At 66.4% G+C, this 24,172-nt stretch carries 23 protein-coding genes; 12 read left to right on the forward strand and 11 right to left on the reverse strand.

The window, feature by feature from the left end; genetic code table 11:
* Positions 1–13: 13 nt before the first annotated feature.
* Positions 14–973: a 2-hydroxyacid dehydrogenase gene (locus tag U0025_RS17075; RefSeq protein WP_037490556.1), complete on the reverse strand. Its 960-nt coding sequence runs from the start codon at positions 971–973 to the stop codon at positions 14–16.
* A 75-nt stretch (positions 974–1,048) separates the two neighbouring features.
* Here U0025_RS17075 and metX point away from each other — a divergent pair, with 75 nt between their 5' ends.
* Together metX and metW are read left to right on the forward strand one after the other, a co-directional pair.
* Positions 1,049–2,179: a homoserine O-acetyltransferase MetX gene (gene metX / locus U0025_RS17080; RefSeq protein ID WP_004208665.1), complete on the forward strand. Its 1,131-nt coding sequence runs from the start codon at positions 1,049–1,051 to the stop codon at positions 2,177–2,179.
* A complete protein-coding gene (metW, locus tag U0025_RS17085; RefSeq protein WP_004208666.1) occupies positions 2,176–2,769 on the forward strand; it encodes a methionine biosynthesis protein MetW in 594 nt (197 codons plus the stop codon). The genes metX and metW overlap by 4 nt, the downstream gene beginning before the upstream one ends.
* Positions 2,770–2,776: 7 nt before the next feature.
* On the opposite strand, the gene U0025_RS17090 is transcribed toward metW, so the two are convergent.
* Complete coding sequence (locus tag U0025_RS17090; protein ID WP_004208667.1) at positions 2,777–3,388, reverse strand: DJ-1/PfpI family protein; 612 nt, start codon at positions 3,386–3,388, stop codon at positions 2,777–2,779.
* Between the two features lie 165 nt (positions 3,389–3,553).
* Here U0025_RS17090 and U0025_RS17095 point away from each other — a divergent pair, with 165 nt between their 5' ends.
* Positions 3,554–5,164 (forward strand): GMC family oxidoreductase, encoded by a 1,611-nt coding sequence (locus tag U0025_RS17095; RefSeq protein ID WP_004208668.1) that lies wholly within the window; start codon positions 3,554–3,556, stop codon positions 5,162–5,164.
* A 1-nt stretch (position 5,165) separates the two neighbouring features.
* On the opposite strand, the gene U0025_RS17100 is transcribed toward U0025_RS17095, so the two are convergent.
* A complete protein-coding gene (locus U0025_RS17100; RefSeq protein WP_004208669.1) occupies positions 5,166–5,987 on the reverse strand; it encodes an SDR family oxidoreductase in 822 nt (273 codons plus the stop codon).
* 61 nt (positions 5,988–6,048) lie between these two features.
* A complete protein-coding gene (bla, locus tag U0025_RS17105) occupies positions 6,049–6,975 on the reverse strand; it encodes a subclass B3 metallo-beta-lactamase (protein ID WP_004208670.1) in 927 nt (308 codons plus the stop codon).
* Between the two features lie 107 nt (positions 6,976–7,082).
* Here bla and U0025_RS17110 point away from each other — a divergent pair, with 107 nt between their 5' ends.
* Positions 7,083–7,955: a LysR family transcriptional regulator gene (locus U0025_RS17110; RefSeq protein WP_004208671.1), complete on the forward strand. Its 873-nt coding sequence runs from the start codon at positions 7,083–7,085 to the stop codon at positions 7,953–7,955.
* A gap of 100 nt (positions 7,956–8,055) precedes the next feature.
* Here U0025_RS17110 and greB read toward each other — a convergent pair whose 3' ends face one another.
* Positions 8,056–8,541, reverse strand: a complete 486-nt coding sequence (gene greB / locus U0025_RS17115; RefSeq protein WP_004208672.1) for a transcription elongation factor GreB — start codon at positions 8,539–8,541, stop codon at positions 8,056–8,058.
* A 45-nt stretch (positions 8,542–8,586) separates the two neighbouring features.
* Complete coding sequence (locus U0025_RS17120; protein WP_004208673.1) at positions 8,587–10,659, reverse strand: lytic transglycosylase domain-containing protein; 2,073 nt, start codon at positions 10,657–10,659, stop codon at positions 8,587–8,589.
* 99 nt (positions 10,660–10,758) lie between these two features.
* Between U0025_RS17120 and dapA the strand changes: the two genes are divergently transcribed.
* From dapA to recA, 6 genes are all read left to right on the forward strand, one after another.
* The gene (dapA, locus tag U0025_RS17125; protein ID WP_004208674.1) at positions 10,759–11,637 is read left to right on the forward strand and encodes a 4-hydroxy-tetrahydrodipicolinate synthase; all 879 of its coding nucleotides are present in this window, start codon (positions 10,759–10,761) and stop codon (positions 11,635–11,637) included.
* A 44-nt stretch (positions 11,638–11,681) separates the two neighbouring features.
* On the forward strand, positions 11,682–12,164 hold the full coding sequence (gene smpB / locus U0025_RS17130; RefSeq protein WP_004208675.1) for an SsrA-binding protein SmpB: 483 nt from the start codon (positions 11,682–11,684) through the stop codon (positions 12,162–12,164).
* Between the two features lie 3 nt (positions 12,165–12,167).
* Positions 12,168–12,761, forward strand: coding sequence for a DUF2062 domain-containing protein (locus U0025_RS17135; RefSeq protein WP_004208676.1), 594 nt, complete (start codon positions 12,168–12,170; stop codon positions 12,759–12,761).
* An 83-nt stretch (positions 12,762–12,844) separates the two neighbouring features.
* Complete coding sequence (locus U0025_RS17140; protein ID WP_004208677.1) at positions 12,845–15,229, forward strand: hybrid sensor histidine kinase/response regulator; 2,385 nt, start codon at positions 12,845–12,847, stop codon at positions 15,227–15,229.
* Between the two features lie 84 nt (positions 15,230–15,313).
* Positions 15,314–15,670, forward strand: coding sequence for a response regulator (locus tag U0025_RS17145; RefSeq protein WP_004208678.1), 357 nt, complete (start codon positions 15,314–15,316; stop codon positions 15,668–15,670).
* A gap of 112 nt (positions 15,671–15,782) precedes the next feature.
* Entirely contained in the window at positions 15,783–16,853 is a 1,071-nt protein-coding gene (gene recA, locus U0025_RS17150; RefSeq protein WP_004208679.1) for a recombinase RecA, read from the forward strand.
* 177 nt (positions 16,854–17,030) lie between these two features.
* Here recA and U0025_RS17155 read toward each other — a convergent pair whose 3' ends face one another.
* The 5 genes from U0025_RS17155 to aspS all read right to left on the reverse strand — a co-directional run bounded on the left by U0025_RS17155 (position 17,031) and on the right by aspS (position 22,545).
* Entirely contained in the window at positions 17,031–17,216 is a 186-nt protein-coding gene (locus U0025_RS17155) for a hypothetical protein (protein ID WP_004208680.1), read from the reverse strand.
* 88 nt (positions 17,217–17,304) lie between these two features.
* Positions 17,305–18,633 carry a methyl-accepting chemotaxis protein gene (locus tag U0025_RS17160; protein WP_004208681.1) on the reverse strand — a complete coding sequence of 443 codons (1,329 nt, stop codon included), beginning with the start codon at positions 18,631–18,633 and terminating at the stop codon, positions 17,305–17,307.
* 81 nt (positions 18,634–18,714) lie between these two features.
* Positions 18,715–19,500, reverse strand: a complete 786-nt coding sequence (locus tag U0025_RS17165; protein ID WP_004208682.1) for a polyphosphate kinase 2 family protein — start codon at positions 19,498–19,500, stop codon at positions 18,715–18,717.
* Positions 19,501–19,565: 65 nt separating this feature from the next.
* Positions 19,566–20,642: a DUF5694 domain-containing protein gene (locus U0025_RS17170; RefSeq protein ID WP_004208683.1), complete on the reverse strand. Its 1,077-nt coding sequence runs from the start codon at positions 20,640–20,642 to the stop codon at positions 19,566–19,568.
* Positions 20,643–20,760: 118 nt separating this feature from the next.
* Positions 20,761–22,545 (reverse strand): aspartate--tRNA ligase, encoded by a 1,785-nt coding sequence (gene aspS / locus U0025_RS17175; protein WP_004208684.1) that lies wholly within the window; start codon positions 22,543–22,545, stop codon positions 20,761–20,763.
* 128 nt (positions 22,546–22,673) lie between these two features.
* On the opposite strand from aspS, the gene rnd reads away from it, so the two are divergent.
* Positions 22,674–23,840 (forward strand): ribonuclease D, encoded by a 1,167-nt coding sequence (gene rnd, locus U0025_RS17180; RefSeq protein WP_037491762.1) that lies wholly within the window; start codon positions 22,674–22,676, stop codon positions 23,838–23,840.
* 11 nt (positions 23,841–23,851) lie between these two features.
* Positions 23,852–24,169: an I78 family peptidase inhibitor gene (locus tag U0025_RS17185; RefSeq protein WP_004208686.1), complete on the forward strand. Its 318-nt coding sequence runs from the start codon at positions 23,852–23,854 to the stop codon at positions 24,167–24,169.
* Positions 24,170–24,172: the final 3 nt, after the last annotated feature.

The following is a 24,172-nucleotide window of genomic DNA, read 5'->3' on the forward strand; positions in this document are numbered from 1 at the left end:
CTTCCCACCCATACTACACCACCGGGGTCAGCAGCGCCTCTCCGGCAAACCAGGCGTCCAGATTGGCGACCACCAGGTCGGCCATCGCCTTGCGGGTGTGGACGGTGGCGCTGCCCTGATGGGGTTGCAGCACGACATGGTCCATCGCGAACAGCGCTTCGGGCACATGCGGTTCGTGCGCGAACACGTCCAGCCCCGCGCCGGCGATGCGCCGGTCGGCCAGCCGGTCGACCATCGCCGCCTCGTCGATCACGCCGCCCCGGCTGATATTGACGATCACGCCGTCCGGCCCGAGCGCGTCCAGCATCGCGCCGTCGACCAGCTTGGCCGCTTCCGGCCCGCCCGACGTGGCGACGATGATCACATCGCTCTGGCGCGCAAAGTCGATCGCGTCGGCGACATAGCGATAGGCGGTGTCGGCCGCCGGCTTGCGGTTATGATAGAGGATCTCGCCCGCCACCGGCTCCAGCCGCTTTGCGATCGCCCGGCCGATCCGGCCGAGCCCCAATATGCCGATGGTCGCGCCGGTCACCCGACCCGCCAGCGCCGGCTTCTCGCCCCGCGCCCAGCCGCCCGATCGCACCAGCTGGTCATTGGCCGCGATGTTGCGCACCGTCGCATAGAGAAGGCCGACGGCCAGGTCCGCGACATCGTCGGTCAGCACATCGGGCGTGTTGGTGACGCGGACGCCCTTGGCGCGGGCATGGTCGACATCGACCTTGTCATAACCGACCGAGAATAGCCCGATCATCTCCAGCTTCGGCAGCGCGTCCATGATGGTGGCGGGCGCCCCGACCGATCCGAAGCTGACCAGCGCGCGCGCCTCCAGCACCTCGGCCGGCAGCGCGGACATATCCGCGTCCGCCGTCACATTATGGACGGTGAAGCGCTGCTCCAGCTGGTCGGTCAGATAGGGATAGAGCGGGCCATAGGCGACGATGGTCGGACGGGTCTGATCGGTCATGCCCTCCATCTAGGCACGGAGCAGGCCGATCGCCACCCCGCCCCGCCAATTGACAGCCTCTTTCCCTCGTCTTAGCCCGATGTCATGGCCAGCGTTTCCCCTGACACACGTTTCGGCCTGCGCCGCCAGGCCCGCCTTCCCGGCCCGCTGCCGCTGTCGAGCGGCGCCAGCCTGTCCCCGGTCGACATCGCCTATGAAAGCTATGGGCAGATGAATGCGGACAAATCCAACGTCATCCTGATCTGCCACGCGCTGACCGGCGACCAATATGTCGCGTCGGATCATCCGGTCACCGGCAAGCCCGGCTGGTGGTGGCGGATGGTGGGCGAGGGCAAGCCGGTCGATCCGGCGCGCCATTTCATCATCTGCTCCAACGTCATCGGCAGCTGCATGGGATCGTCCGGCCCCGCCAGCATCGATCCGGCGCTGGGCGATCCCTATGCGATGCGCTTCCCGGTGCTGACCATCGCCGACATGGTGCGGGCGCAGGCCATGCTGCTCGACCATCTGGGCGTCGATCGGCTGGCGGCGGTGATCGGCGGGTCGATGGGCGGCATGCAGGCGCTGACCTGGCCCACCCTCTTCCCCGACCGGGTCGAACGCTGCGTCGTCATCGCCTCGACCGCGCGGCACAGCGCGCAGAATATCGCCTTTCACGAAGTCGGGCGCCAGGCGATCATGGCCGATCCGCTCTGGCGCGGCGGCGACTATTATGCCGATGGCAAGGTGCCGAGCGCCGGCCTCGCCGTCGCCCGCATGGCGGCGCATATCACCTATCTCTCCGAAGCGGGCCTGACCGAGAAATTCGGCCGCCGGCTACAGGGCCGTGACGCCAAGACCTTCGGCTTCGACGCGGACTTCCAGGTGGAGTCCTATCTGCGGCATCAGGGATTGAGCTTCGTCGAACGGTTCGACGCCAATAGCTATCTCTACATCACCCGCGCCATGGACTATTATGACATAGCCGAGGATCATGGCGGATCGCTGGCCAAAGCATTCACCGCGACGCGGGCGCGCTTCTGCCTCGTCAGCTTCGACACCGACTGGCTCTATCCCACCGCCGAATCCCGCGCGATCGTCCATGCGCTCAACGCCTCGGGCGCGCAGGCCAGCTTCGTCGAACTGTCCAGCCCCTTCGGCCACGACGCCTTCCTGCTCGAAAGCCCGGAATTGAACCGGGTGGTCGACGGCTTCCTGCGCGGTGGCCGGGCATGAGCGATCTCCTCCGCCCCGATCTTGCGCTGATCGCCCGCACCGTGCGGCCGGGCACGCGGGTGCTGGACGTCGGCTGTGGCGACGGCGCACTGATGGCGGCGCTGCGCGACACCAGCCAGGTCGATGCCCGCGGGCTGGAGATTGACGGCTCCAATGTCGCCGCTGCGGTCGGCCGTGGCCTGTCGGTGGTGCAGGGCGACGCCGACACCGACCTTGCCTATTATCCCGACGCCAGTTTCGACTATGCGATCCTCAGCCAGACGCTGCAGACGACCCGGCGTCCCGACCTGGTGGTGGAGGAATTGCTGCGCATCGGCCGTCAGGCCTTCGTCTCCTTCCCCAATTTCGCCCATTGGCGCGGCCGCCTGTCGCTGCTGTGGGGCGGGCGCATGCCGGTGACGCGGCTATTGCCCGACACCTGGTATGACACGCTCAACATCCATCATGTGACGGTGGATGATTTCCGCGCGCTGGTGAAGGATCGCGGCTGGACCATCGATGGCCAGTGGTTCCTGAAAGGCGACCGGGAAACCACCCATGCGAACGCCAATCTGTTCGCCGAACATGCAGTGTTCCTGCTGCGCAGATAGCCGATCGTCAGGCCGGCACCGCTTCCACGAAGGGCGCGATCACAGCCCGCGCCCGTGCGACATAATCAGCCTTCTCGCCCACCGGCGCGACATAATGGAGCGCCGCTTCCGCATCCGCCATCGATCCGCCCCGCGCGATCATCCAGGCCGCCAGATAGGGCGCCGACAGGCAGCCGCCCGCCGTCGCGACATTCTCATGCGCAATGAAGGGCGCGTCGATCACCCGCACCCCCGCCTCCACCACCCAGGGCTTGGTGGTCAGGTCGGTGCAGGCCGGCAGGTCGCCGACCAGGCCCAGCTTCGCCAGCAGCAGCGTCCCCGAACATTGCGCCCCGATCAGCTGGCGCGCCGGGTCGAGCGCGATCCGGCCCAGCATCGCGGCATCGGTCGCAATCTCGCGCGTGCGGATGCCGCTGCCGATCAGCACCGCGTCCGCTTGCGCCGCAAAGTCCAGCGGCCGCTGCCGCTGCACCCTCACCCCGTTCATCGACGTCACCGTCTCGTCGGGCGCGGTGATATAGGCGGCCCAGCCCTGCGGCTTCATCCGGTTGAGGATGGCGGCGGCGATGAAACTGTCCAGTTCGTTGAATCCCTCGAACGTCAGTATCGCAATCTGCATGGGCCATCCTCCTGTGCCGTCACCCGCCTGCCATAGCCCCTTGCCCGCCCGCGCCCATGACCAGTTTGCAGGCCATGGCCCGGCCAGATATCGCCACCGCGCCCGCCCCGCCCCTTTACGCCGCCGCCCCCGCCGGGCCATGGTCCGCGCACAAGAGGAGAGGCGATGGACCGGGATTATGGCCGCTGGGATTATATCATCCTGGGCGCGGGCAGCGCGGGATGCGTGCTGGCCAACCGGCTGAGCGCCGATCCGCGCAACCGCGTGCTGCTGCTGGAGGCCGGCGGCAAGGACGACTGGCTGTGGATAAAGATCCCGGTCGGCTATCTTTATTGCATGGGCAATCCGCGCACCGACTGGTGCCTGAAGACCGAGGCGGAGGCCGGCCTTGGCGCCCGCGCCATCGCCTATCCGCGCGGCCGGGTGATCGGCGGCAGCAGTTCGATCAACGGCATGATCTACATGCGCGGCCAGGCGGCCGATTATGATGGCTGGCGCCAGGCCGGCAATATCGGCTGGGGCTGGGACGATGTCCTGCCCTATTTCCTGCGGGCGGAGGATCATCAGGACGGGGCGAGCGCGACCCATGGCGCGGGCGGCGAGATTCGGGTCGAGCGGCAAAGGCTGCGCTGGGATCTGCTCGACCGCTTCCGCCAGGCCGCCAGCCAATATGGCGTGCCCGAAACCGCCGACTTCACCGGCGGCGACAATCTGGGATCGGGCTATTTTCAGGTGACGCAGCGGCGCGGCCGGCGCTGGAGCGCGGCCGACGCCTTCCTGCGCCCGGCGATGAACCGCCCCAATCTGCGCATCGTCACCGGCGCGACGATCGACCGGGTGACGATCGCGCAGGGCCGCGCCACCGGCGTGCGCTTCCTGCTGGATGGCGACGCCTGCACCGCGCAGGCCGATGGCGAAGTCATCCTGTCGGCCGGGTCGATCGGCAGCCCCGCCATCCTCCAGCGATCGGGCATCGGCGACGGCGCCCGACTGGCCGCACTCGGCATCGACGTGCTGGCCGACCGGCCGGGCGTCGGCGAAAATCTGCAGGATCATCTCCAGATACGCTGCGCCTATCGGGTGAACGGCATCGCCACCCTCAACGGCCGAGCCGGATCATGGCTGGGCAAGGCGTGGATGGGCCTGCACTATCTCGCCAGCCGCTCCGGGCCACTGTCGATGGCGCCCAGCCAGCTCGGCATGTTCGTCAAATCCGATCCGCGCCATGCCACCGCCAATCTCGAATATCATGTCCAGCCCTTGAGCCTGGCCGCGTTCGGCGGTGCGCTCGACGCCTTTCCCGCCTTCACCGCCAGCGTCTGCAACCTGCGCCCGCACAGCCGGGGCGATGTGTGGATCCATTCCGCCGATCCGCTCGCCCCGCCCGCCATACGGCCCAATTATCTGTCGGCGGCGGAAGACCGCCAGGTCGCGGTCGAGGCGGTGCGCGTCACCCGCGCGATCGTCGGCCAGCCGGCCCTCGCCCCCTATGCGCCGCAGGAGTTCCGCCCCGGCCCGGAGCGGCAGGATGACGCCGCCCTGCTCGAAGGGATCGGCGCGATCGCCAGCAGCATCTTCCATCCGGTCGGCACCGCCGCCATGGGCAGCGGTCCGCGCGCGGTGGTCGACCCGCAATTGCGCGTCCATGGCCTTGCCGGGCTGCGCGTCATCGACGCCTCGGTGATGCCGACGATCACGTCGGGCAACACCAATGCCCCGACCATGATGATCGCGGAAAAGGGGGCGGAGATGATCCTCGCCGCCGCCCGATCTTGAGTCAGCGCCCGGTCGCCGACGCGCCCGTGCGATAGCCCGGCTGGGCCGGCTCGCCGAACGCCGCCAGGATCGTGTCGAATCGGCGGGCCAGGTCGTCGCGATATTCGGGATGGGTGATGATATAGGGCTGGTCCTGCTCGACCGCGCGCACCACCGCCCGGCCCAGCCAGATCGGCTCCATCATGTTGGCGCGAATCTGCGCCAGCCGCGCCGGGTCCATCGCGCCCGGCCCGACCGTGTCGGATTGTGACATGCGGCTGCGGGTCAGGCCGGGAAACAAAGTGGAGACGCCGACGCCATGGGGCGCCAATTCCTGCCGCAGCGAATCCGACAGGCCCAGCACGCCGAACTTGCTGGCCGAATAGGCGGCGAACAGGCCGAAGGGGTTGAGCCCGTTCATCGACGATGTGTTGACGATATGCCCCGCGCCCCGGTCGACCATCGCCCGCGCGAAACAGGCGATACCATTATAGACCCCGGTCAGGTTGACCGCGACCAGCCGGTCGAAATCGGCCGGATCCATGTCGATCAGTGGCGCGAAGCCCGACGCGATTCCGGCATTGTTGCAGAGGATATCCACAGGCCCGAAGCGCGCTTCAGCCGCCGCTTTCGCCTGCGCCCAGCTGTCGCGGCTGGTGACGTCGATCGGCAGCGCCATGGCTTCGGTCCCCGCCGGCAGCTTCGCCGCCTCCGCCTCGGCAAAACCCGCATCGATATCGGCCAGGATGATGCGCCCGCCCTGCTCGGCAAAGGCCTGCGCCATCCCTGCGCCAATGCCGCCGCCACCCCCGGTGATGAATATCGTCCTGCCTGCGATCTGCATCCTGCTCTCCTTTTATATTTACGACAATAGTGTCGCAAATTAAGACCGGCAGGGAAAGGGGCTATTGGCCCCGGCTGCAACTGCGCGTTTCCCCTTCCGCCGCCAGCTTCTTGTCCAGCATCCCGACGGCGCGGTCGGCATAGCGACGGCAGGCGGTCGGATCGATGAAGGCATTGGGCACGCGCTTCGCCCGCAGGCGCGCCAGCTTCGCCGGGTCGGCCGGATCGGGATGAGCGGTGATCAACAGGTCGCAGTCCATAGCGCCCACTTTGGCAAAGGTCGCGCGAAAGGCATCGACCACCGGCCGGTGCGCCGGATCGGAAAACGCATAGCCGTCGGCCGCGATCGGATTGAGGCTGGAGCCGAAGATCATGGTCGCGCATTGCCGCCCCTCGCAGCTTTTCCAGCGCCAGCTCATGCTGCCCATCGTGTGGCCCGGTGTCGCGACGGCGGTGATGACCGTGTCGCCCAGCCGGATCTCCTCGCCATCCTTGACCGCGCGCAGCCGGCGGACGGCGGGGAAATGCTCCAGCCAGGCGGCCTGCGGATCGGCCGGATCGATGCCGCCCGTGCGCAGCACGGCCGCTGCCGGTGCGCTCGCCACCACCGTCGCGCCACTGTCGCGGGCCAGCGCGGCCAGCCCGCCGGCATGGTCGAAATGCGGTTCGGTGCTCAGGATCAGCTTCACGTCGCGGATCGAAAAGCCCAGCGCCCTGATGTTCGCCTCCACGTCGCGCACCGCCTGCGGCACCGCGCCGTCGATCAGGATCAGTCCGGCACTCGTCCTGATGAGCGCGACATTGAGGCCGCCGAACCCGACCAAATAGGTCTGGCCATGCAGCCGGATCGGTGCCTGCGGGGCCAGCCAGCGCTTGGACGAAGCGAGCGCGATCGGCCGCAGCAACGGATCATCCGCCGCCTTCGTCCAGGCCGGCCCGCCCAGAAACATCGCAGCCATGCTGATACCTACGCCCATCCAGTTGCGCATCGCCCTACCCCTATATGCTTGGTGATGGGCAGAGATTGCGGGAGATATGGGCTTGCGACAAAGCATCAATTCTCGACACAGTCATTAGCTGATCTTATGCATCAGCCATGGATCGCGCCCAATTGCCGCTCAATGCCCTGCGCGCCTTCGAGGCGGCCGCCCGGCATCTCAGCTTCACCCGTGCCGGCCTTGAACTCTGCGTCAGCCAGGGTGCGGTCAGCCAGCAGGTCGCGCAGCTTGAGGCGCGGATCGGCGCGCCGCTGTTCCGCCGCCTGCCACGCGGCCTCGCTCTGACCGACGAGGGGCTGGCGCTGCTCCCGGTGCTGGCCGATGCGTTCGACCGGGTCGGCGGCACGCTGGAGCGAATCGAGGGCGGTCGGCTGCATGAAGTGCTGACGCTGGGCGTGGTCGGCACCTTTGCCGGCGGCTGGCTGTTGCCGCGCCTCGCCGATTTCGCCCGTGCCTGCCCCCATGTCGACCTGCGGCTGATGACCAACAATAACCGGGTCGATCTGGCCGGCGAGGGGCTGGACCTGGCGATCCGCTTTGGCGAGGGCGCCTGGCACGGCACCCATGCCCAACCGATCCTGCGCGCGCCGCTTGCTCCGCTCTGCACGCCCGCCCTCGCCGCCCGCCTGGCCGATCCCGCCGCGCTCGCGCGCGAGCCGCTGCTGCGCTCCTACCGCGCCGACGAATGGCCGCGCTGGTTCGCCGCCGCCGGTGCGCCCTGCCCGCCGCTGCGCGGGCCGATGTTCGACACCTCGCTGCTGATGGTGGAGGCGGCGCGGGCCGGCCTTGGTGTTGCGCTCGCCCCGGTCGCGATGTTCGCCGCCGATCTGCAGGCCGGGCAGCTGGTCCAGCCTTTTCCTGAGAGCGTCGATGTCGGCGGCTATTGGCTTACCCGCCTGCTGTCCCGGCCCGACAGCCCCGCCATGGCTGCCTTCCGCGCCTGGCTGGCGGATGCTGTCCTACAGGGCTGATCGCCCCTATAATGGGGGCGGCCGGCGTAAGGATATTGCGGAGGTTGGAAATTCCATGTCAAAATGTGCGGGAAATATGGGAAGTTAAGCGATCGAAATCCTATTGCGGATAGCTGATCGCCATCACCTCATATTCCTTTTCCCCGGCAGGCAGATGCACCCGGCGCAGGTCGCCGATGGCCGCCCCGCGCAGCGCACGGGCGATCGGCGATCCCCAGCCGATCCGGCCGGCGTCCACATCGGTCTCGTCATTGCCGACGATCGTCACGGTGCGATGATGATCATCCTCGTCGGCGATGGTGACGGTCGCGCCGAAATAGACCCGGCCCTTGTCGGGCTGCTGGCGCGGGTCGACGACCTTGGCATCCTTCATCTTCTTCGACAGGCGCTTCAACTGGCCGTCAATCTCGCGCATCCGCTTGCGGCCATAGAGATAGTCGCCATTTTCGCTGCGGTCGCCATTGCCCGCGGCCCAGCTCACCACCTCGACGATGCGCGGCCGCTCGACGCCCAGCAGATGGTCATATTCCGCGCGCAGCTTCGCAAAGCCCTCGGGGCTGATATAATTGGGATAGGGACCGCTCATGCCGCCCCTTATCCACAGCCTTGGCCGACGCGCAAACCGGAAAGATCAGCCCGGTGTCTGCTTGCCCAGATAGCGGCTCAGCACCGCATTGCTGCCCTTGAACTTGGCGCGTTCCGGATTCATCGCTTCATAGACGACGGCATTTTCCAGCACCCGCTGCACATAGTTGCGCGTCTCGAAGATCGGGATCTGCTCGATCCAGCGCAGCATGTCGGCACCCGGCAGGCGCGGGTCGCCATTGGCCTTGACCCAGCGATTCACATTGCCCGGCCCGGCATTATAGGCGGCCACGGCCAGCGGATAGCTGCCGCCATAATAGTCCAGCATGCGCTGGAAATAGCCCGACCCCAGCATGATGTTGTAGCTGGGATCATTGAGCGAGCCTGCGTCATAGCTCAGGCCCAGCTTGCCCGCCTGCTCCCGCGCCGTCCCCGGCATCAGCTGCATCAGGCCGCGCGCGCCGGCATGGCTGACGATCTGCTTGTCGAACTGGCTTTCCTGTCGCGCGATCGCATGGACCATGGTCCAGTTATATTGCGCCGTCGGCGGCACCGGCACGCGCGGAAAGGCGCTGGCGCCATAGCCGGTCAGGCCGTTGGACACCGCCCGGCGGCCGACCATCACGCCCATGTCCGGGCGGCCCAGATTCTGCGCCAGCTCGGCGGCCAGGAAATGATCGCCATCGCTGTCCGCACCATTGGCAATGGCGCGGACGAATTTGCTCTGGTCCTCCCAATAGCCCATCTGGCCCAGCGCCTTGGCGGCACGCACCACCGACCGGTTGTTGAACTCGCTGCGTTCGGCGGCCGAGATCGAGACCACCCGTTCGGGCGGCGGCGGTACCGGCCGGCCCAGCCGCTCCAGCGCCAGCTGGCCATAATATTGGTCGGGGAATTGCGCCGACTGGTTGAAATAGCTGTTGGCGCTAGCGGCATCGCCCGCCTGCAGCGCCGCGCGCCCGGCCCAATAATAGCCCTTGGCCTGGACCTGGGGTGACTTGCCGCCGGTCGCATAGCGGCGGAACATCGCCACCGCATCGGTCGGCCGGTTGAGATTGTAGAAGGCGGTCGTGCCCGCCAGCCAGGCAAGGCTGGTATAATCGTCACGCTCGCCGATCGGCCGGGTCGATACGTCCGTGCCCGGCGCATAGGCGTCGTCCAGCTGGCTGGCGATGCCATAGGCAAAGCTCCACTGGCTGTCGTTCGCCGACGACCGTGCCTGGGTCAGCAGCGTCTCATACCATTTTTCGGCATTGCCCGGGCGGAAGGTCAGCGGCTGGCGATTGGCCAGATATTGGCGCCCGGCGATCCAGTTGCCGCTGTTGAGCAACCAGGTCGCCTTGTCGGCGATGAAGCCCGCATCGCTCGCCCCGCCGGCCGGCTCGGCCGTCTGCATCTTGATCGCGGCGTCCGGCGATTTCTGGCGAAAGGCGATGCGCGCATCATAGATCGCCCGCCGCGCCGGGCTGACATAGGCCAGCATCCGCATCGCGCCGATCGTGTCATTGCTCCACAGCAGTATGTCGGCGCGCTGGTCATGGTCGGCCACGGTAAAGCCCGATCCGAACAGCGACAAAAGCCGCGCCTCGTCGGTCGGGCTCAGCGTGCCGGTGATCCAGGCGGTGCGCGCGGCCACCCGCGCCTCGTCCATCCGGCCGGTCTGCATCAGCGCCACGGCATTGCGGGCATGGCCGGTCGCGGTGCGCGCCGGGAAGCGGGCGAAGAAGGCAATCACCTGGCGCGGATCAAAGCTGTCGGGATTGATCCCGGTCTCGGCCAGACGCCGCATCCGGTCCTCGCCCGGCCAGCCGGGATTGGCCATGATGAAGCTGGCATAGGTGGAAAAGCCCAGGCCATCGCTCTGCTGCAAGGCGCGCCACTGGCTGATCGTGCCGGCGATCGAGGGATCGGACGGCATGCCGACGCGGCTGGCCGCCTGGTTCCAGGCGCTGGGCTGAGTCGAGCCCGGCTGGCCCGGCAGGGGCTGCACCATCGCCTGGGCATAGACGGTGGGGGTTTCGGTCTGGGCGCCGGCACCGGCGGTTGCGAGCAATAAAGCAATGACAGGCATGCGGATCAGGTAACTTTCGACAGTTCCGGGCTTCGGCATGCTGGACATAATCGCTATTGCATCCTTATCAGGCCCTGAATGACGCGCTATAGCGCGCCGCTTGCCCGATCATGCCCCGGTCGCCCGGAGAATTGAAGGAGTTTAATGATGTTTTCCGGGTCGATTCCAGCCCTGGTGACCACTTTCCGCGACGGAGCGGTGGACGAGGCCGCCTTCCGCGCCCTGGTCGACTGGCAGATCGAGGAAGGGTCGAGCGCGCTGGTCCCCTGCGGCACCACCGGCGAAAGCGCGACCATGACGGTCGAAGAGCATAATCGCGTCATCGCCATCTGCGTCGACCAGGCGGCCGGCCGCGTGCCGGTGATCGCCGGCTGCGGATCGAACGACACCCGCATCGCGCTGGAACATATGTATGCAGCGCAGGCCGCCGGCGCCGACGCGGCGCTGGTCGTCGCGCCCTACTACAACAAGCCGAATCAGGACGGCGTCTACCAGCATTTCGCCTATCTGGCACAGCGCTGCGACCTGCCGATCGTCCTCTACAACGTCCCCACCCGCACCATCACCGACATCGGCGTGCCGGTGATGCACCGGCTGAGCCAGGAATATCAGTCGATCGTCGGGGTGAAGGACGCCACCGGGAATCTGGGGCGGGTCACCGCGCAGCGCCTCGCCTGCGGCCCGGACTTCTGCCAGCTTTCGGGAAATGACGAAACCGCACTCGGCTTCAACGCGATGGGCGGCCGGGGCTGTATTTCGGTCACCGCCAATGTCGCCCCGCGCCTGGTCGCCGATTTCCAGGCGGCCTGCGCCGCGCAGGATTGGGATGGTGCCCTGGCGCTGCAGGATCGTCTCTATCCCCTGCATGATGCCCTGTTCAGCGATTCTTCACCCGGCCCTGTCAAATATGCGCTTACCCGCGTGCGGCCCGACATGCCCGGCGAGCTTCGGCTGCCGATTACCTGGCCGTCGGAATCGAGCCGCGCCGCGGTCGATCGCGCGCTGGAGATCGCCGGTCTGGTTTGACGCGCCGGCGTCCCTATATGATGAATTGAGTTAAGTAGCAGACTATGGCCCGCCCCCGCCCCGCAACCTTCGACAAGAAGAAGATCGTCGCCGAGAACCGGCGCGCCCGTTTCGATTATTTCATCGAGGACGTGTTCGAAGCCGGCATCGCGCTGCAGGGCACGGAGGTGAAGGCCCTGCGCGGCGGCGAGGGCAATATCGCCGAAAGCTATGCCGAGGTGAAGGGCAGCCAGGTCTTCCTGGTGAACAGCAACATCCCCGAATATAGCCATGGCAACCGCGAAAATCACGAGCCCAAGCGGGTGCGCAAGCTGCTGCTGCACGAGCGTGAGATCGAGAAGATGCACAGCGCCGTGTCGCGCAAGGGCATGACGCTGGTGCCGCTGATGGTCTATTTCAACAGCCAGGGCCGGGCCAAGGTCGAACTGGCGCTGGCCAAGGGCAAGCAGAATCACGACAAGCGCGACACGATCAAGGAACGCGACTGGAAGCGCGACCAGCAGCGCATCATGAAGGCGCATAGCTGATCCATGGACAATCGCTTCTCCCGCTGGTGGCACGCCAACGCGCCAACCCGTGAATCGCTGGAGAAGAGCCGCGTCCTTGCCCCCGTCGCCCATCGCGTGCTGGAACCCTCGCTGTGGCGCTTCACCCGTCGGTCGGTGCCGCGCGGCGTCGCGCTCGGCCTGTTCGTCGGCATCTTCTTGCTGATCCCCGGCGTGCAGATCGCTGGCGCCGCGATCTTCGCCCTGCCCTTCCGCGCCAATATCCCGGTGGCGGCGGCGATGACCTTCCTGTCCAACCCGGCCACCACGCCGCTGATCCTGATGGCGTCGGTATGGCTCGGCAACTGGATGCTCGGCCGCAGCGCCGACGCCTCGGGCTTCATGGCGCTGGTCGATGGCCATGCCTCGATCGGCCAATGGTGCGCCTGGCTCTTTTCCGAAGCCGCCCCGGCCATGCTGCTCGGCCTGTTCCTCATCTCGCTCGCCAGCGCGGTGCTCGGCTATGTCGGCGCCGACTGGTTCTGGCGCCGCCGCATGGGCCGCAAGTGGCAGGCGCGCAAATTGAGGATTGGCAAGCGCAATGAAAGCAGCGCATTGGAAGAGATCGCTCGGATCTGATCCGTGGCATCATGGTTCCATTGTAAGGGCTTAAGGGGACGGCGCCGATGGTCGCGCGGGTAAACAGGGATGATGAGGCGTGGATGGGACAAGCCCCGTCGCGCAGCTTCGTGCCCCTGCTCGCGCTCGCCGCAGCCGCTTCCGCCGCGATCGTCCTCTATGCCATTGGCGACTGGGCGCTGGCCGCCGGCTTCGCCGCCACGGTCATCACCATCGCCGCGCTGCTCGCCTGGTATCGCCGCCTCTATCCCCCGCCGCTGTCCGCCAGTGATGCCGTGCCCGACTGGACCGTGGCGCGCGCCGCTGCCGACGCCTCCAGCATGGCGATCGCCGTCACCGACCGCGCCGGCCGGCTGGTCTGCGCCAGCGACCTGTTCGGCGAATGGTTCCCCGGCTATCCCTCGCCTCCGGCCGTCAATGCCGATGCCTCGCTGATCGAGAGCCTGACCGCCGCCGCCCGCGCCGCCTGGCGCGATGGCGAGGCCAAGGTGGAGGCGATCGCCCATGCGACCCTGCGCCTCGACGTCGACATCACCCGCACCGGCCGGTCGGAGGATTATCTGCTCTGGCGCTTCACCCCGATGCGCCAGCCCAGCGCGCTCGACGATGTCCATCGCGTCCTGACGGGCGAGGCCGGGCGGCAACTGGGCGAAGCCGGCATCATGGCGGTGATGATCGGCGGCGAGGGCCGCATCCGCGCCGCCAACGGTGCCTTCCTGCTGCGCGCCGCCGGGCGGATCGACGCCAATATCACCGGCCGCGACTTCGCCGCCCATATGCGGGTCGATGACAAGGGCCGGCTGTTCCTGGCGCGGGAGGAAAGCGGCGGCCTGCCGCTGCGCCTGCTGCAGGTGCCGCTGCGCCGCGCCACCCAGCCGGGCGGCATCCAGAATGGGGCGCAGGACGGCCCGATGCTGCTGCTGCTGATCGACGAACCGGTCGGCGGCGGCGGCACCTCAGCCCTTTCCTATATCGAAACCCTGCTCTCGCTGCTGCCCTTCGGCCTCGCCATGGCCGATCGCGACGGCCGGGTGCTGTTCGTCAACAAGGCGTTCGCCCGCGCCGCCGGCATCAAGGATGCCGAAACGCCCAGCTATCCCGGCGACCTTGTCGTGCGCGAGGATCAGGCGGCGGTGGCCGACGCGGTGCGCCGCTTTGCCGTCGGCCCGCAAATGTCGGGCGACATCGCCGTGCGCATGCGCGAACAGCCCGAGGAACCGATCGCGCTCAGCCTTGCCGGCGTGCGCGGCCTGGGCGAGGCCGCCGTGCTGCTCAGCCTCAAGGACAATAGCGAGGAATCGAAGCTCAAGCGCCAGGTCGCGCAGGCGACCAAGATGCAGGCGATCGGCCAGCTGGCGGGCGGCGTCGCCCATGACTTCAACAATATCCTGACCGCCATCATCGGCCATTGCGACCTGATGCTGATGCGCCATACGCCGGGCGACAGCGACTATGACGACATCACCCAGATCAAGTCGAACAGCAATCGCGCCGCCGGCCTCACCCGCCAGCTGCTCGCCTTCTCGCGCCAGCAGACACTGCGCCCGCAGATATTGCAGCTGCCCGACATCGTAGCCGACGTTTCCAACCTGCTGAAGCGCCTGCTCGGCGAGAATGTGAAGCTCGACGTCAGCCATGGCCGCAACCTCGGCGCGGTGCGCGCCGACCCCGGCCAGCTGGAACAGGTGATCGTCAACCTGGCAGTCAATGCCCGCGACGCCATGCCCGAAGGCGGCACGCTCAATATCCAGACCTATGGCGTGCCCGCCAACCGCGTGCGCGAGATGCGGCAGCAAATTCTGCCGATCAGCGACTATACCGCGCTGCGCGTATCCGACACGGGCCTGGGCATCCCGCCCGACATCTTGTCCAAGATCTTCGAACCCTTCTTCACCACCAAGGAATTGGGCAAGGGCACCGGTCTTGGTCTGTCCACCGTCTACGGCATCGTCAAACAGTCGGGCGGCTATATCTTCGCCGAATCCGAACTGGGCCGGGGCGCCAGTTTCGTCATCTATCTGCCGGTCTATGCCGGCGGCGACATCGAACAGGCCAAGCCCAAGACGCCGATCAAGCGCAGCGAAACCTGGGGCACCGGCACCGTGTTGCTGGTCGAGGATGAGGATATGGTCCGCGCCGTGGCCGAACGCGCCCTCACCCGCCAGGGCTACAAGGTGCTGACCGCCAGCGACGGCGAACAGGGGCTGGAAGTGCTGGGCGGCGGCGAGAAGATCGACCTGCTGATCTCCGACGTGGTGATGCCCAATATGGATGGCCCGGCGATGGTGGCGCAGGCGCGGCGCAGCTTCCCCGACCTCCCCGTGCTGTTCATGTCCGGCTATGCCGAGGAGCAACTACGCAAGTCGATCGACATCGCCAATGTAGCCTTCCTGCCCAAGCCCTTTTCCGTCAACCAGTTGGCCGAAGCGGCGCGCGACGCGCTGGCGATGCGACCGGCGGCGGAATGAACTTGCCCGCCGGCAAACGATTATGCTGGGCATCGCCTGCCCCTTTGGCTAGCGATGGGAAGCAAGAACAAGGGACAAGGGCGCATGGCTGACGGCAAGTCCATCCTCATCGTCGAGGATGAAGCAATGATCGGCATGATGCTGGAAGATTATCTCGACGCGCTCGGCTATCGCCTCCACGCGACCGCCGCGTCGGTGGACGAGGCGTGCGCCCTGGCGCGCGAGGGCGGGTTCGACGCCGCCCTGCTCGACTGCAATCTCCAGGGTGAAAAAAGCTGGCCGGTCGCCGACATATTGGCGCAGCAGTCGATTCCCTTCCTGTTCGCCACCGGCGGCATGGCGGATGATCTGCCGCAGGGCCATGCCGATCGGCCGACGCTGGCCAAGCCCTTCACCATCGGTGCCGTGGAGCGCGCGCTGGAGAAGATTCTCGCCGACTGAATAGGCAGGATAGGAAATTTCCGTTCCCCTCTTGTTCCACAGGAACAAACAGGATACATCATTGGCAGGCGCCGAGTGACTCGACGCGATCCGCTTGACAGGGGATAGGCCGATGACCGCTATGCTCTCACTCATCGATTCCAAGAAGACAGGCACAATGGACAGACAGAAAGCATTGGAGGCGGCGCTCGCCCAGATTGATCGCGCCTTCGGCAAGGGCAGCGCGATGAAGCTCGGCAGCCGCGAGAAGATCGAGATTGAATCGATCTCGACCGGCTCGCTCGGCCTCGACATCGCGCTCGGCATCGGCGGCCTGCCCAAGGGCCGCATCATCGAGATTTACGGCCCCGAAAGCTCGGGCAAGACCACGCTGACGCTGCATGCGATCGCCGAAGCCCAGAAGGCCGGCGGCACCGCCGCCTTCGTCGACGCGGAACATGCGCTCGACCCCATCTATGCCAAGAAGCTGGGCGTCGACATTGACGAACTGATCGTGTCGCAGCCCGACACCGGCGAACAGGCGCTGGAAATCGTCGACACGCTGGTCCGCTCCAACGCCATCGACATCCTCGTCGTCGATTCGGTCGCCGCGCTGGTGCCGCGCGCCGAGATCGAGGGCGAGATGGGCGACAGCCATGTCGGCCTGCAGGCGCGCCTCATGAGCCAGGCGCTGCGCAAGCTGACAGGGTCGATCGCCCGCTCCAAGTGCATGGTGATCTTCATCAACCAGGTGCGCATGAAGATCGGCGTGATGTACGGCAATCCGGAAACCACCACCGGCGGCAACGCGCTCAAATTCTACGCCTCGGTCCGTCTCGACATCCGTCGCACCGGACAGATCAAGGATCGCGACGATATCGTCGGCAACGCGACCCGCGTGAAGGTGGTGAAGAACAAGGTCGCCCCGCCCTTCAAGCAGGTCGAATTCGACATCATGTATGGCGAGGGCATTTCCAAGATCGGCGAGATGCTCGACATCGGCGTCAAGGCCGGGCTGGTCGAGAAGTCGGGCTCCTGGTTCTCCTATGACTCGGTCCGCATCGGCCAGGGGCGCGAAAACGCCAAGACCTTCCTCAAGGAAAATCCCGAAATGGCAGACCGCCTGGAAAAGGCGATCCGCGGCAAGACCGAGGAAGTCGCCGAAGGGATGATGGCCGGACCCGAAGCGGGGGATGACGACTAAGCAGGACGACCGCGCCCGACCGGATCAACCGGGCGCCTGATCCTGCCTTTCGTCCACCTCTGGCTTCACGCTCTGAAAAGGCCCGTTGCGCGAAGGCGCGGCGGGCCTTTTACCTGTCGTGCGCGCGACAGGGCTGTCGCCATACAGGCGCAACGGAGGGGAAGAGGGGAAAGACCGCTATTCGTGCGGCCGCAGGGCGCGGTTGAGCGAATCCAGCACTTCGGCGATCGGTTCGGTCACGGTGACGCTGCGGCCTTCGCCAAAGCGGATGCGGGTGCCGTCGGTCACGGATGAGACGAAGGTCACCTGGGTAGGGTTGACCGCGGTTTCGGTGCGATCGACGCCGACGAACATGACGAGCATGATCTTCTCTCCCATTTTCGGCCCGTGCCGGACCCATTGGGTGCAAGACTAGCTGCTTTTTGCGCCGTTACCAGAGGCTTTGTGCGGTTCAGCCTGCCTGGATCGCCTGCAGGAACCGGCTCGCCCGATCGTCCAGCCGGTGCGCGACCGTCGCCAATTGCCCGGCCGCGACGCCGATGTCATGGGCACCCGCCGCCGCCGCGCTTGCATTGTCGCTGATCTGGCGCGCGCTCTGGCGGATATGGTCGCTCGACGATCCGGCTTCCGACAGGCTCGCGGCGATCGATCGGCTGAAGGCACCATGACGCGCCACCGCCGAAAAGACCGATGCCGACACCTCGTTCGCGGTCGCCATCGCCGCGTCCATGTGCAGATGCCCCTGCGCCACCGTCTCCACCGCCAGCCGGACATGGCCGATACGCTCGCCGATCTCGGCCGCCGCCTCGCGCGTCTGGCTCGCCAGCGTCTTCACCTCGCGCGCCACCACGGCAAAGCCCTGTCCCGCCTCGCCCGCCCGTGCCGCCTCGATGCTGGCATTGAGCGCCAGCATGCTGGTCGCCCGCGCAATATCGTCGATCAGGGTGATGACCGCGCCGATCCCGTCCGCCTCGACCCGCAGCGCCGCCGTCTGCTCGGCGCCGACCTGCGTCTGCGCCACCGCCGCGCGGATCGCCTCGCCCGCCGCGCGCACCTGGCTTTCCATCGCCTGAAACAGCCCACCCAGTTCCTGCCCGCCGCTGGCGATGCCGTGCAGGCTGTCGGCCGTCTGTTCCGCCGCAACCGCCATGCCGGCCGCCGCCTCGCCATTGCCCGATGCCCGCTCCACCGCCTGCGCCGCCCGCGCCGACAGCATGTCGGCCATGCCGACCAGATCGGCGATCAGCGCCTCGACATCCGCGCGAAATGCGCCGCTCTCGCGCGTCACATGTTCCAGCCGCCGGGTGCGGGCCAGCGCATCGCGCGTATCCCGCTCCGCCGCCAGCCGCAGCAGCAGCGGACCGCCGACCACGCCGGCATAATGGCCGCCCTGCGTCACGATCAGCCCCTCGCAATCGCTCCCCTGCGCCGCATAAAGGTCGATCAGCCGTTCGATGCTGGCGCTCTGCTCCACCGTCGCACACGGCCGCACATGCTCGTCCAGCCGCCCGCCAAAGCTCGGATTGCGCAGCAGCGCATGCCCGAAGGGGTTGAACAGGATGCGTCGCATGTCGCGCTCATAAATGGCCCCCACCGGCCGATCGGCGGCGTCCACCACCGGCAGCAGCCGCAGCGCCGCATCATCCTGGAAACGGTCGACCGCCTGGCTGAGCGGCTGGCCCAGCCGGACTGCGGCGCAGCCTTGGGCAAAGGGCAAGGCGGTGCCGGCGGCAACATGCGGCTCCGGGTCGGGCCGATCAAGCATCTGGGGCGCGTACATGGCGCCCGGCCTAGAAGAAAAGGGTAAATGACCGCTTAGTATTTGATGACGATTTTGTTACAAATCATTGTTTTTGCGTAATTATTTTGCCGGCTTATAGCCAAATGCCTCCCGCGCCAGCTTGACCACCTCGGGATCGGGCGCCGGAAAATCCATCGGCACCAGTTTCTCCAGTCGCTCCGCGACATAGGTCAGCGCCGCGATTCGTCCGGCCTTGCGATTATTATTGTCGATCACCTTCCAGGGTGCCTGCTTGGTGTCGGTCTTCTCGAACATGTCGTGCATCGCATCCCAATATTCGGCCCGCCTGGCCCGGTTGCGATAATCGTCGGCACCGGTCTTCCACCGCTTCCACGGCGTATCCAGCCGCTGCGCCAGTTGCTCGTCCTGCGTCTCCTGGGTGATGTGGACGAACAGCTTGACGATGTTGGTGCCGGTCTCGATCTGCTGCGCCTCGAACGCGTTGATATCCTTGTAGCCGCGCTTCCATTCCGCCTTGGTGGCATATTTTTCCACCCGCTCGACCAACACCCGGCCGTACCAGCTGCGGTCGAACAGGCCGATATTCTGGCTGGCGGGCAGCCGAGTCCAGAAACGCCAGAGGAAATGATGGTCCAGTTCCTCGCGCGTCGGCGCGGCGATCGGGTGGACCTGATAATAACGCGGATCCCAGTCCGCGGTCATCCGCTTGATGATGCCGCCCTTGCCCGCGCCGTCCCAGCCTTCCAGCATGATGACGGTCCGGCGGCGATGCAGGATATGGGCGACCTGGATCTTCGACAGGCGATGCTGCAGCGCCAGCAGTTCGGCGGCATAATCGCCCTTATACTTCGCCCCGGTCTCATAGTCCGACAGATTGATCGTCATGCGCCGCTCTCCTGCAAGGGGACCGCCGATTAGATCGAAGCCCGGTCCGAAGGGCAAGAGCGGTTTCAGCGCAGCACGGCATCGGTGTCGACCAGCCGCACATCGTGCATCATGTCGAGATAGGCCTGGAGATAGAATTTGTGCGACGCGCCGACGATCACCAGCATGCGCTGTCCCGGCGCCGCCGCGAACACATCGCGGATATTGGCCGCCATGCGCAGGTTGCGCACCTCCCAATAGCCGGCATAGCCGCGCCCGAACCGCTCGGGCGAAGGCTCCTTGAGCGCCGCGCCGAAATCGCTGTCATAGATGGTCTGCGCCTGTTCCGGTGCATTATAGGCGCGATAGAGCGCCAGCACGCCCGCGCCCGTTTTGATGCCGGATTGCAACGCGGCGTCGGCCGCCTTGCGGCGCGCCGTCGCCGCGTTGTCCCACGCCTTCATGATTGCGGCGCCCGCCGCCTTTTCCTCCTCGGCATTGCGGTAGGGCCGGTCGGCGCTGTGGTCGTCCATCGGTTCCAGCCGCTCCAGCCCCAGTCGGGCAGCGAGCGGCGCGGCGATCAGAAATTCCTCATTGCGGCGCTGGCGCAGCGTTTCCAGCCGCGCCACCAGCACAGTATCCAGGCCATCACCCGCATGACGGTCTGCGCCGTCCAGTCGCAGCCATTGCACCAGCGCCGATCCCTGATCCTCCGCCGCCAGGAACAAGGCCGCCATATGGCGCCGGTCCGATGCCGTCGGCCGCTCCGGCCAGGCGGCCAGACGCCGCTCGACCTCGGCCGTGGCGGCCGGCACGTCCAGCCCGGTCGCCTGGCGCGCCGGCGTCGCGTCCCAGCAATAGGTTTCCACCGTCTCCGCATAGCGGAACGGCGCGCGGCGCAACGCATCGCATTGCAGGCCAGACAGGGACTCGACCGCGATTGATTGCGGCTTCCACGCCGCCAGCCGGTCGATCAGCGGCCCCAGCGCCTTTGCATCGAAATCCTTTGGCCAGCCCGACAGATGGGGCGTACCCAGCACCATCACCTCATTGGGCGGCCCGGCAACCGCCTTCAAAGCGCGCGGATCGAAACCGGGACCAGCCGCCTGCACCGCCACCGCCGCAAGCCCCGCTGCCACTATCGCCATGATCGTCCGCATCATCCGCCACGCTCCCTTGCCGCCACGTGTGTTATCATAACAATACAGCAAGGCAAGACGGCAAAGAAAAAGGCCCCCGCCAGATGGCGGGAGCCCTGTTCCTTCCAGCCGATGGAAAGGCTTATGCCTTCGCCTGCGGCTCCACCACGCGGACATGCAGTTCGCGCAGCTGCTTGAACTCGGCAGCGCTGGGCGCCCCCATCAGCAGGTCTTCGGCGCGCTGGTTCATCGGGAACAGCGTGATCTCGCGCAGATTCTGCGCGCCGCACAGCAGCATCACGATACGGTCGACACCGGCGGCCATGCCACCATGGGGCGGCGCGCCATATTGGAACGCGCGATAAAGACCACCGAAGCGCTCTTCCACGTCCGCCTGGCTGAGGCCCACCAGCTCGAACGCCTTGACCATCGCCTCAGGCGACTGGTTACGGATCGAGCCCGACGCGATCTCATAGCCGTTGCAGACCATGTCATACTGATAGGCCTTGAGGCTCAGCGGATCCTGGTTGTTGAGCGCGTCCAGCCCGCCCTGCGGCATCGAGAAGGGGTTGTGGGCGAAGTCGACCTTCTTCTCGTCCTCGTCATATTCATAGAAGGGGAAGTCGACGATCCAGCACAGGTCGAACCGGTCCTTGTCGATCAGGTCGAGCGTCTCGCCGACGCGGATGCGCGCCAGGCCCGCCAGCTTGGCTGCCTGCGACTCCTTGCCCGCGGCGAAGAACACGCCGTCGTTCGGGCCAAGACCCAGCGCCGCGATCAGCTTGGCGGTCGCTTCCTCGCCATGATTCTTGGCGATCGGGCCGCCGGGCACGCCATCCTTGATGTTGATATAGCCAAGGCCCGAATAGCCTTCGCCGCGCGCCCAGTTGTTCATGTCGTCGAAGAATTTGCGGCTGCCCGCGCCCGCGCCCGGTGCGGGGATCGCGCGGATGACATTGCCGCTCTCGACCAGGCTGGCGAAGATGCCGAAGCCCGAGCCGTGGAAATGCTCGGTCACGTCCTGGATGATGATCGGGTTGCGCAGGTCCGGCTTGTCGCTGCCATATTTCAGCATCGCTTCGGCGTGCGGAATGCGGGGGAAGCTGCCGGCCGGGGTGACCGGCTTGCCCTGGGCAAATTCCTCGAACACCGACGCGATGACCGGCTCCATCGTGTTCCAGACATCTTCCTGGGTGACGAAGCTCATTTCCAGGTCGAGCTGGTAGAATTCGCCCGGCAGGCGGTCGGCGCGCGGATCCTCGTCGCGGAAGCAGGGCGCGATCTGGAAATAGCGGTCGAAACCGGCAACCATCAGCAGCTGCTTATATTGCTGCGGCGCCTGCGGCAGGGCGTAGAACTTGCCGGCATGGATGCGGCTGGGCACCAGGAAGTCGCGCGCGCCTTCGGGCGAGGACGCGGTCAAGATCGGCGTCGAATATTCGGTGAAGCCGGCATCTTCCATGCGGCGACGCATGTCGCGGATGATCTTGGTGCGGGTGACGATATTGGCGTGCAGCGTCTCGCGGCGCAGATCCAGGAAGCGATAGCGCAGGCGGATATCCTCGGGATATTCCTGCTCGCCCGCCACCGGCAGCGGCAGTTCGGCCGCGGTCGACAGCACGGTCACCTTATCGGCCACGACCTCGATCGTGCCGGTCGCCATCTTGGGGTTGGTCGCTTCCGGGCCGCGCGCGACGACCGTGCCGTCGATCGTCACGACCGATTCCGCCCGCAGGCCGTCCAGAATGCGCAGCGGCTCGCTGTCCGCCTTGGCGACGATCTGGGTCAGGCCATAATGGTCGCGCAGGTCGATGAAGAGAACGCCGCCATGATCGCGCTTGCGATGCACCCAGCCGGACAGGCGCACATTCGCGCCGACATCGGCTTCACGAAGGGCGCCGCAATTGTGGGTGCGATAGGCGTGCATGGCGTTTCGATCTTTCAAATTCGTTTTACGGAAATGACAAATTGTTGCGGCCCGGCTATGGGCTTGCCTTGTCGACTATCGACCAGCCCGCAGGACGCGGGCCAGCCCATAATAAGATCGAAGACCATATGCAAATTCATCCGCTGATTACCGACAGCAAGACGCTTTCCGATTTCTGCGCCCGCATGGCCAAATCCCCCTATGTCGCGGTGGATACCGAGTTCATGCGCGAGAATAGCTACTGGCCCGAACTCTGCCTGGTCCAGGTCGCCGACTCCAACGAGGCTGCCGCGATCGATCCCAAGGCGCCGGGTATCGACCTTACGCCCCTGCTCGACCTGCTGGTCAATAATGAGGACGTACTCAAGGTCTTCCATGCCGGCGGCCAGGACATCGAGATCGTCCATAATCTGACCGGCAAGACGCCGCATCCGATGTTCGACACCCAGATCGCCGCCATGGCGCTCGGCCTTGGCGAACAGATTGGCTATGGCAACCTCGTCGACGCCTGGCTCGGCGTGCAGCTCGACAAGGGCGCGCGTTTCACCGACTGGGCGCGTCGCCCGCTCGACAAGCGCCAGATCGACTATGCGATCGGCGACGTCACCTATCTGATCGAAATCTTCCCCAAGATGCTGGAAGAACTGCGCAAGACCGGACGTGGCGACTGGCTCGACCAGGAAATGGAGCGGATCAGCGATCCGTCCAACTATGAGAATGATCCGTCCGAAGCCTGGAAGCGCGTCCGCATCGCCAGCCGCAAGGCCGATGTGCTGGGTCGCCTCAAGGCGCTGGCCGCCTGGCGCGAGAAGGAAGCGCAGGACAAGAATCTGCCGCGCGGCCGCATCGTCAAGGACGAGACGCTGGCCGACATCGCCAGCCACCCGCCGCGCGCGCAGGAGGACCTGGGCAAGGTGCGCGGCCTGTCCGCCACCTGGAAGAGCAACGACATTGGCGGCCGGCTGATGGCAGCGCTGGGCTCGCACAAGCCGCTCGGCAAGGATGAGATGCCCGAGCGCGATCCCAAGCGGCCGGGCCTGGGCAAGGATGGCGCGCTGGTCGCCGACCTGTTGAAGCTGTTGCTCAAGATTCGCTCGCGCGACATCAATGTCGCCCCGCGCCTGCTCGCCCGCACCGATGATATCGAGGCGCTGGCCGCCGGCGTGCGCGACGATCTCGCGATCCTGGAGGGCTGGCGCTATGACCAGTTCGGCCGGGACGCGGTGGACCTGGTCGAAGGACGCCTGGCCTTTGCGGTCAAGAATGGCCGGCTCAAGATGACGCGGACCGAATAAGGAGACGGACGATGCGGATGGCGATGCCCATGCCGATGATGGCGACGATGTTCCTGCCCCTGGCCGCCTGTGCCGCGACCGGCAGCGAAGGCCCCGACTCCGCATCGCCGCCAGCCATGGCGCAAGGGCCGTGCAGGAATGACGGGCTCGACCGCTTCACCGGCCAGAGGGCAACGGCCGATCTGGGGGCGGAACTGCTCAAGGCGTCTGGCGCGAAGACGCTGCGCTGGGGCGGCCCCAATATGGCCATGACCATGGACTTCCGCCCCGACCGGCTGACCGTCAGCTATGACGATCAGATGGTCGTCATCAGCGCCAGCTGCGGCTGACCT

Source organism: Sphingobium yanoikuyae (genome assembly GCF_034424525.1).
Lineage (GTDB): Bacteria > Pseudomonadota > Alphaproteobacteria > Sphingomonadales > Sphingomonadaceae > Sphingobium > Sphingobium yanoikuyae.

What these genes read in the sequence shown, in the direction of transcription:
- U0025_RS17075 (WP_037490556.1), bottom strand. Translation starts at nt 973, where the DNA reads ATGGAGGGCATGACCGATCAGACCCGTCCGACCATCGTCGCCTATGGC.
- metX (WP_004208665.1), top strand. Translation starts at nt 1,049, where the DNA reads ATGGCCAGCGTTTCCCCTGACACACGTTTCGGCCTGCGCCGCCAGGCC.
- metW (WP_004208666.1), top strand. Translation starts at nt 2,176, where the DNA reads ATGAGCGATCTCCTCCGCCCCGATCTTGCGCTGATCGCCCGCACCGTG.
- U0025_RS17090 (WP_004208667.1), bottom strand. Translation starts at nt 3,388, where the DNA reads ATGCAGATTGCGATACTGACGTTCGAGGGATTCAACGAACTGGACAGT.
- U0025_RS17095 (WP_004208668.1), top strand. Translation starts at nt 3,554, where the DNA reads ATGGACCGGGATTATGGCCGCTGGGATTATATCATCCTGGGCGCGGGC.
- U0025_RS17100 (WP_004208669.1), bottom strand. Translation starts at nt 5,987, where the DNA reads ATGCAGATCGCAGGCAGGACGATATTCATCACCGGGGGTGGCGGCGGC.
- bla (WP_004208670.1), bottom strand. Translation starts at nt 6,975, where the DNA reads ATGCGCAACTGGATGGGCGTAGGTATCAGCATGGCTGCGATGTTTCTG.
- U0025_RS17110 (WP_004208671.1), top strand. Translation starts at nt 7,083, where the DNA reads ATGGATCGCGCCCAATTGCCGCTCAATGCCCTGCGCGCCTTCGAGGCG.
- greB (WP_004208672.1), bottom strand. Translation starts at nt 8,541, where the DNA reads ATGAGCGGTCCCTATCCCAATTATATCAGCCCCGAGGGCTTTGCGAAG.
- U0025_RS17120 (WP_004208673.1), bottom strand. Translation starts at nt 10,659, where the DNA reads ATGTCCAGCATGCCGAAGCCCGGAACTGTCGAAAGTTACCTGATCCGC.
- dapA (WP_004208674.1), top strand. Translation starts at nt 10,759, where the DNA reads ATGTTTTCCGGGTCGATTCCAGCCCTGGTGACCACTTTCCGCGACGGA.
- smpB (WP_004208675.1), top strand. Translation starts at nt 11,682, where the DNA reads ATGGCCCGCCCCCGCCCCGCAACCTTCGACAAGAAGAAGATCGTCGCC.
- U0025_RS17135 (WP_004208676.1), top strand. Translation starts at nt 12,168, where the DNA reads ATGGACAATCGCTTCTCCCGCTGGTGGCACGCCAACGCGCCAACCCGT.
- U0025_RS17140 (WP_004208677.1), top strand. Translation starts at nt 12,845, where the DNA reads ATGGGACAAGCCCCGTCGCGCAGCTTCGTGCCCCTGCTCGCGCTCGCC.
- U0025_RS17145 (WP_004208678.1), top strand. Translation starts at nt 15,314, where the DNA reads ATGGCTGACGGCAAGTCCATCCTCATCGTCGAGGATGAAGCAATGATC.
- recA (WP_004208679.1), top strand. Translation starts at nt 15,783, where the DNA reads ATGACCGCTATGCTCTCACTCATCGATTCCAAGAAGACAGGCACAATG.
- U0025_RS17155 (WP_004208680.1), bottom strand. Translation starts at nt 17,216, where the DNA reads ATGCTCGTCATGTTCGTCGGCGTCGATCGCACCGAAACCGCGGTCAAC.
- U0025_RS17160 (WP_004208681.1), bottom strand. Translation starts at nt 18,633, where the DNA reads ATGTACGCGCCCCAGATGCTTGATCGGCCCGACCCGGAGCCGCATGTT.
- U0025_RS17165 (WP_004208682.1), bottom strand. Translation starts at nt 19,500, where the DNA reads ATGACGATCAATCTGTCGGACTATGAGACCGGGGCGAAGTATAAGGGC.
- U0025_RS17170 (WP_004208683.1), bottom strand. Translation starts at nt 20,642, where the DNA reads ATGATGCGGACGATCATGGCGATAGTGGCAGCGGGGCTTGCGGCGGTG.
- aspS (WP_004208684.1), bottom strand. Translation starts at nt 22,545, where the DNA reads ATGCACGCCTATCGCACCCACAATTGCGGCGCCCTTCGTGAAGCCGAT.
- rnd (WP_037491762.1), top strand. Translation starts at nt 22,674, where the DNA reads ATGCAAATTCATCCGCTGATTACCGACAGCAAGACGCTTTCCGATTTC.
- U0025_RS17185 (WP_004208686.1), top strand. Translation starts at nt 23,852, where the DNA reads ATGCGGATGGCGATGCCCATGCCGATGATGGCGACGATGTTCCTGCCC.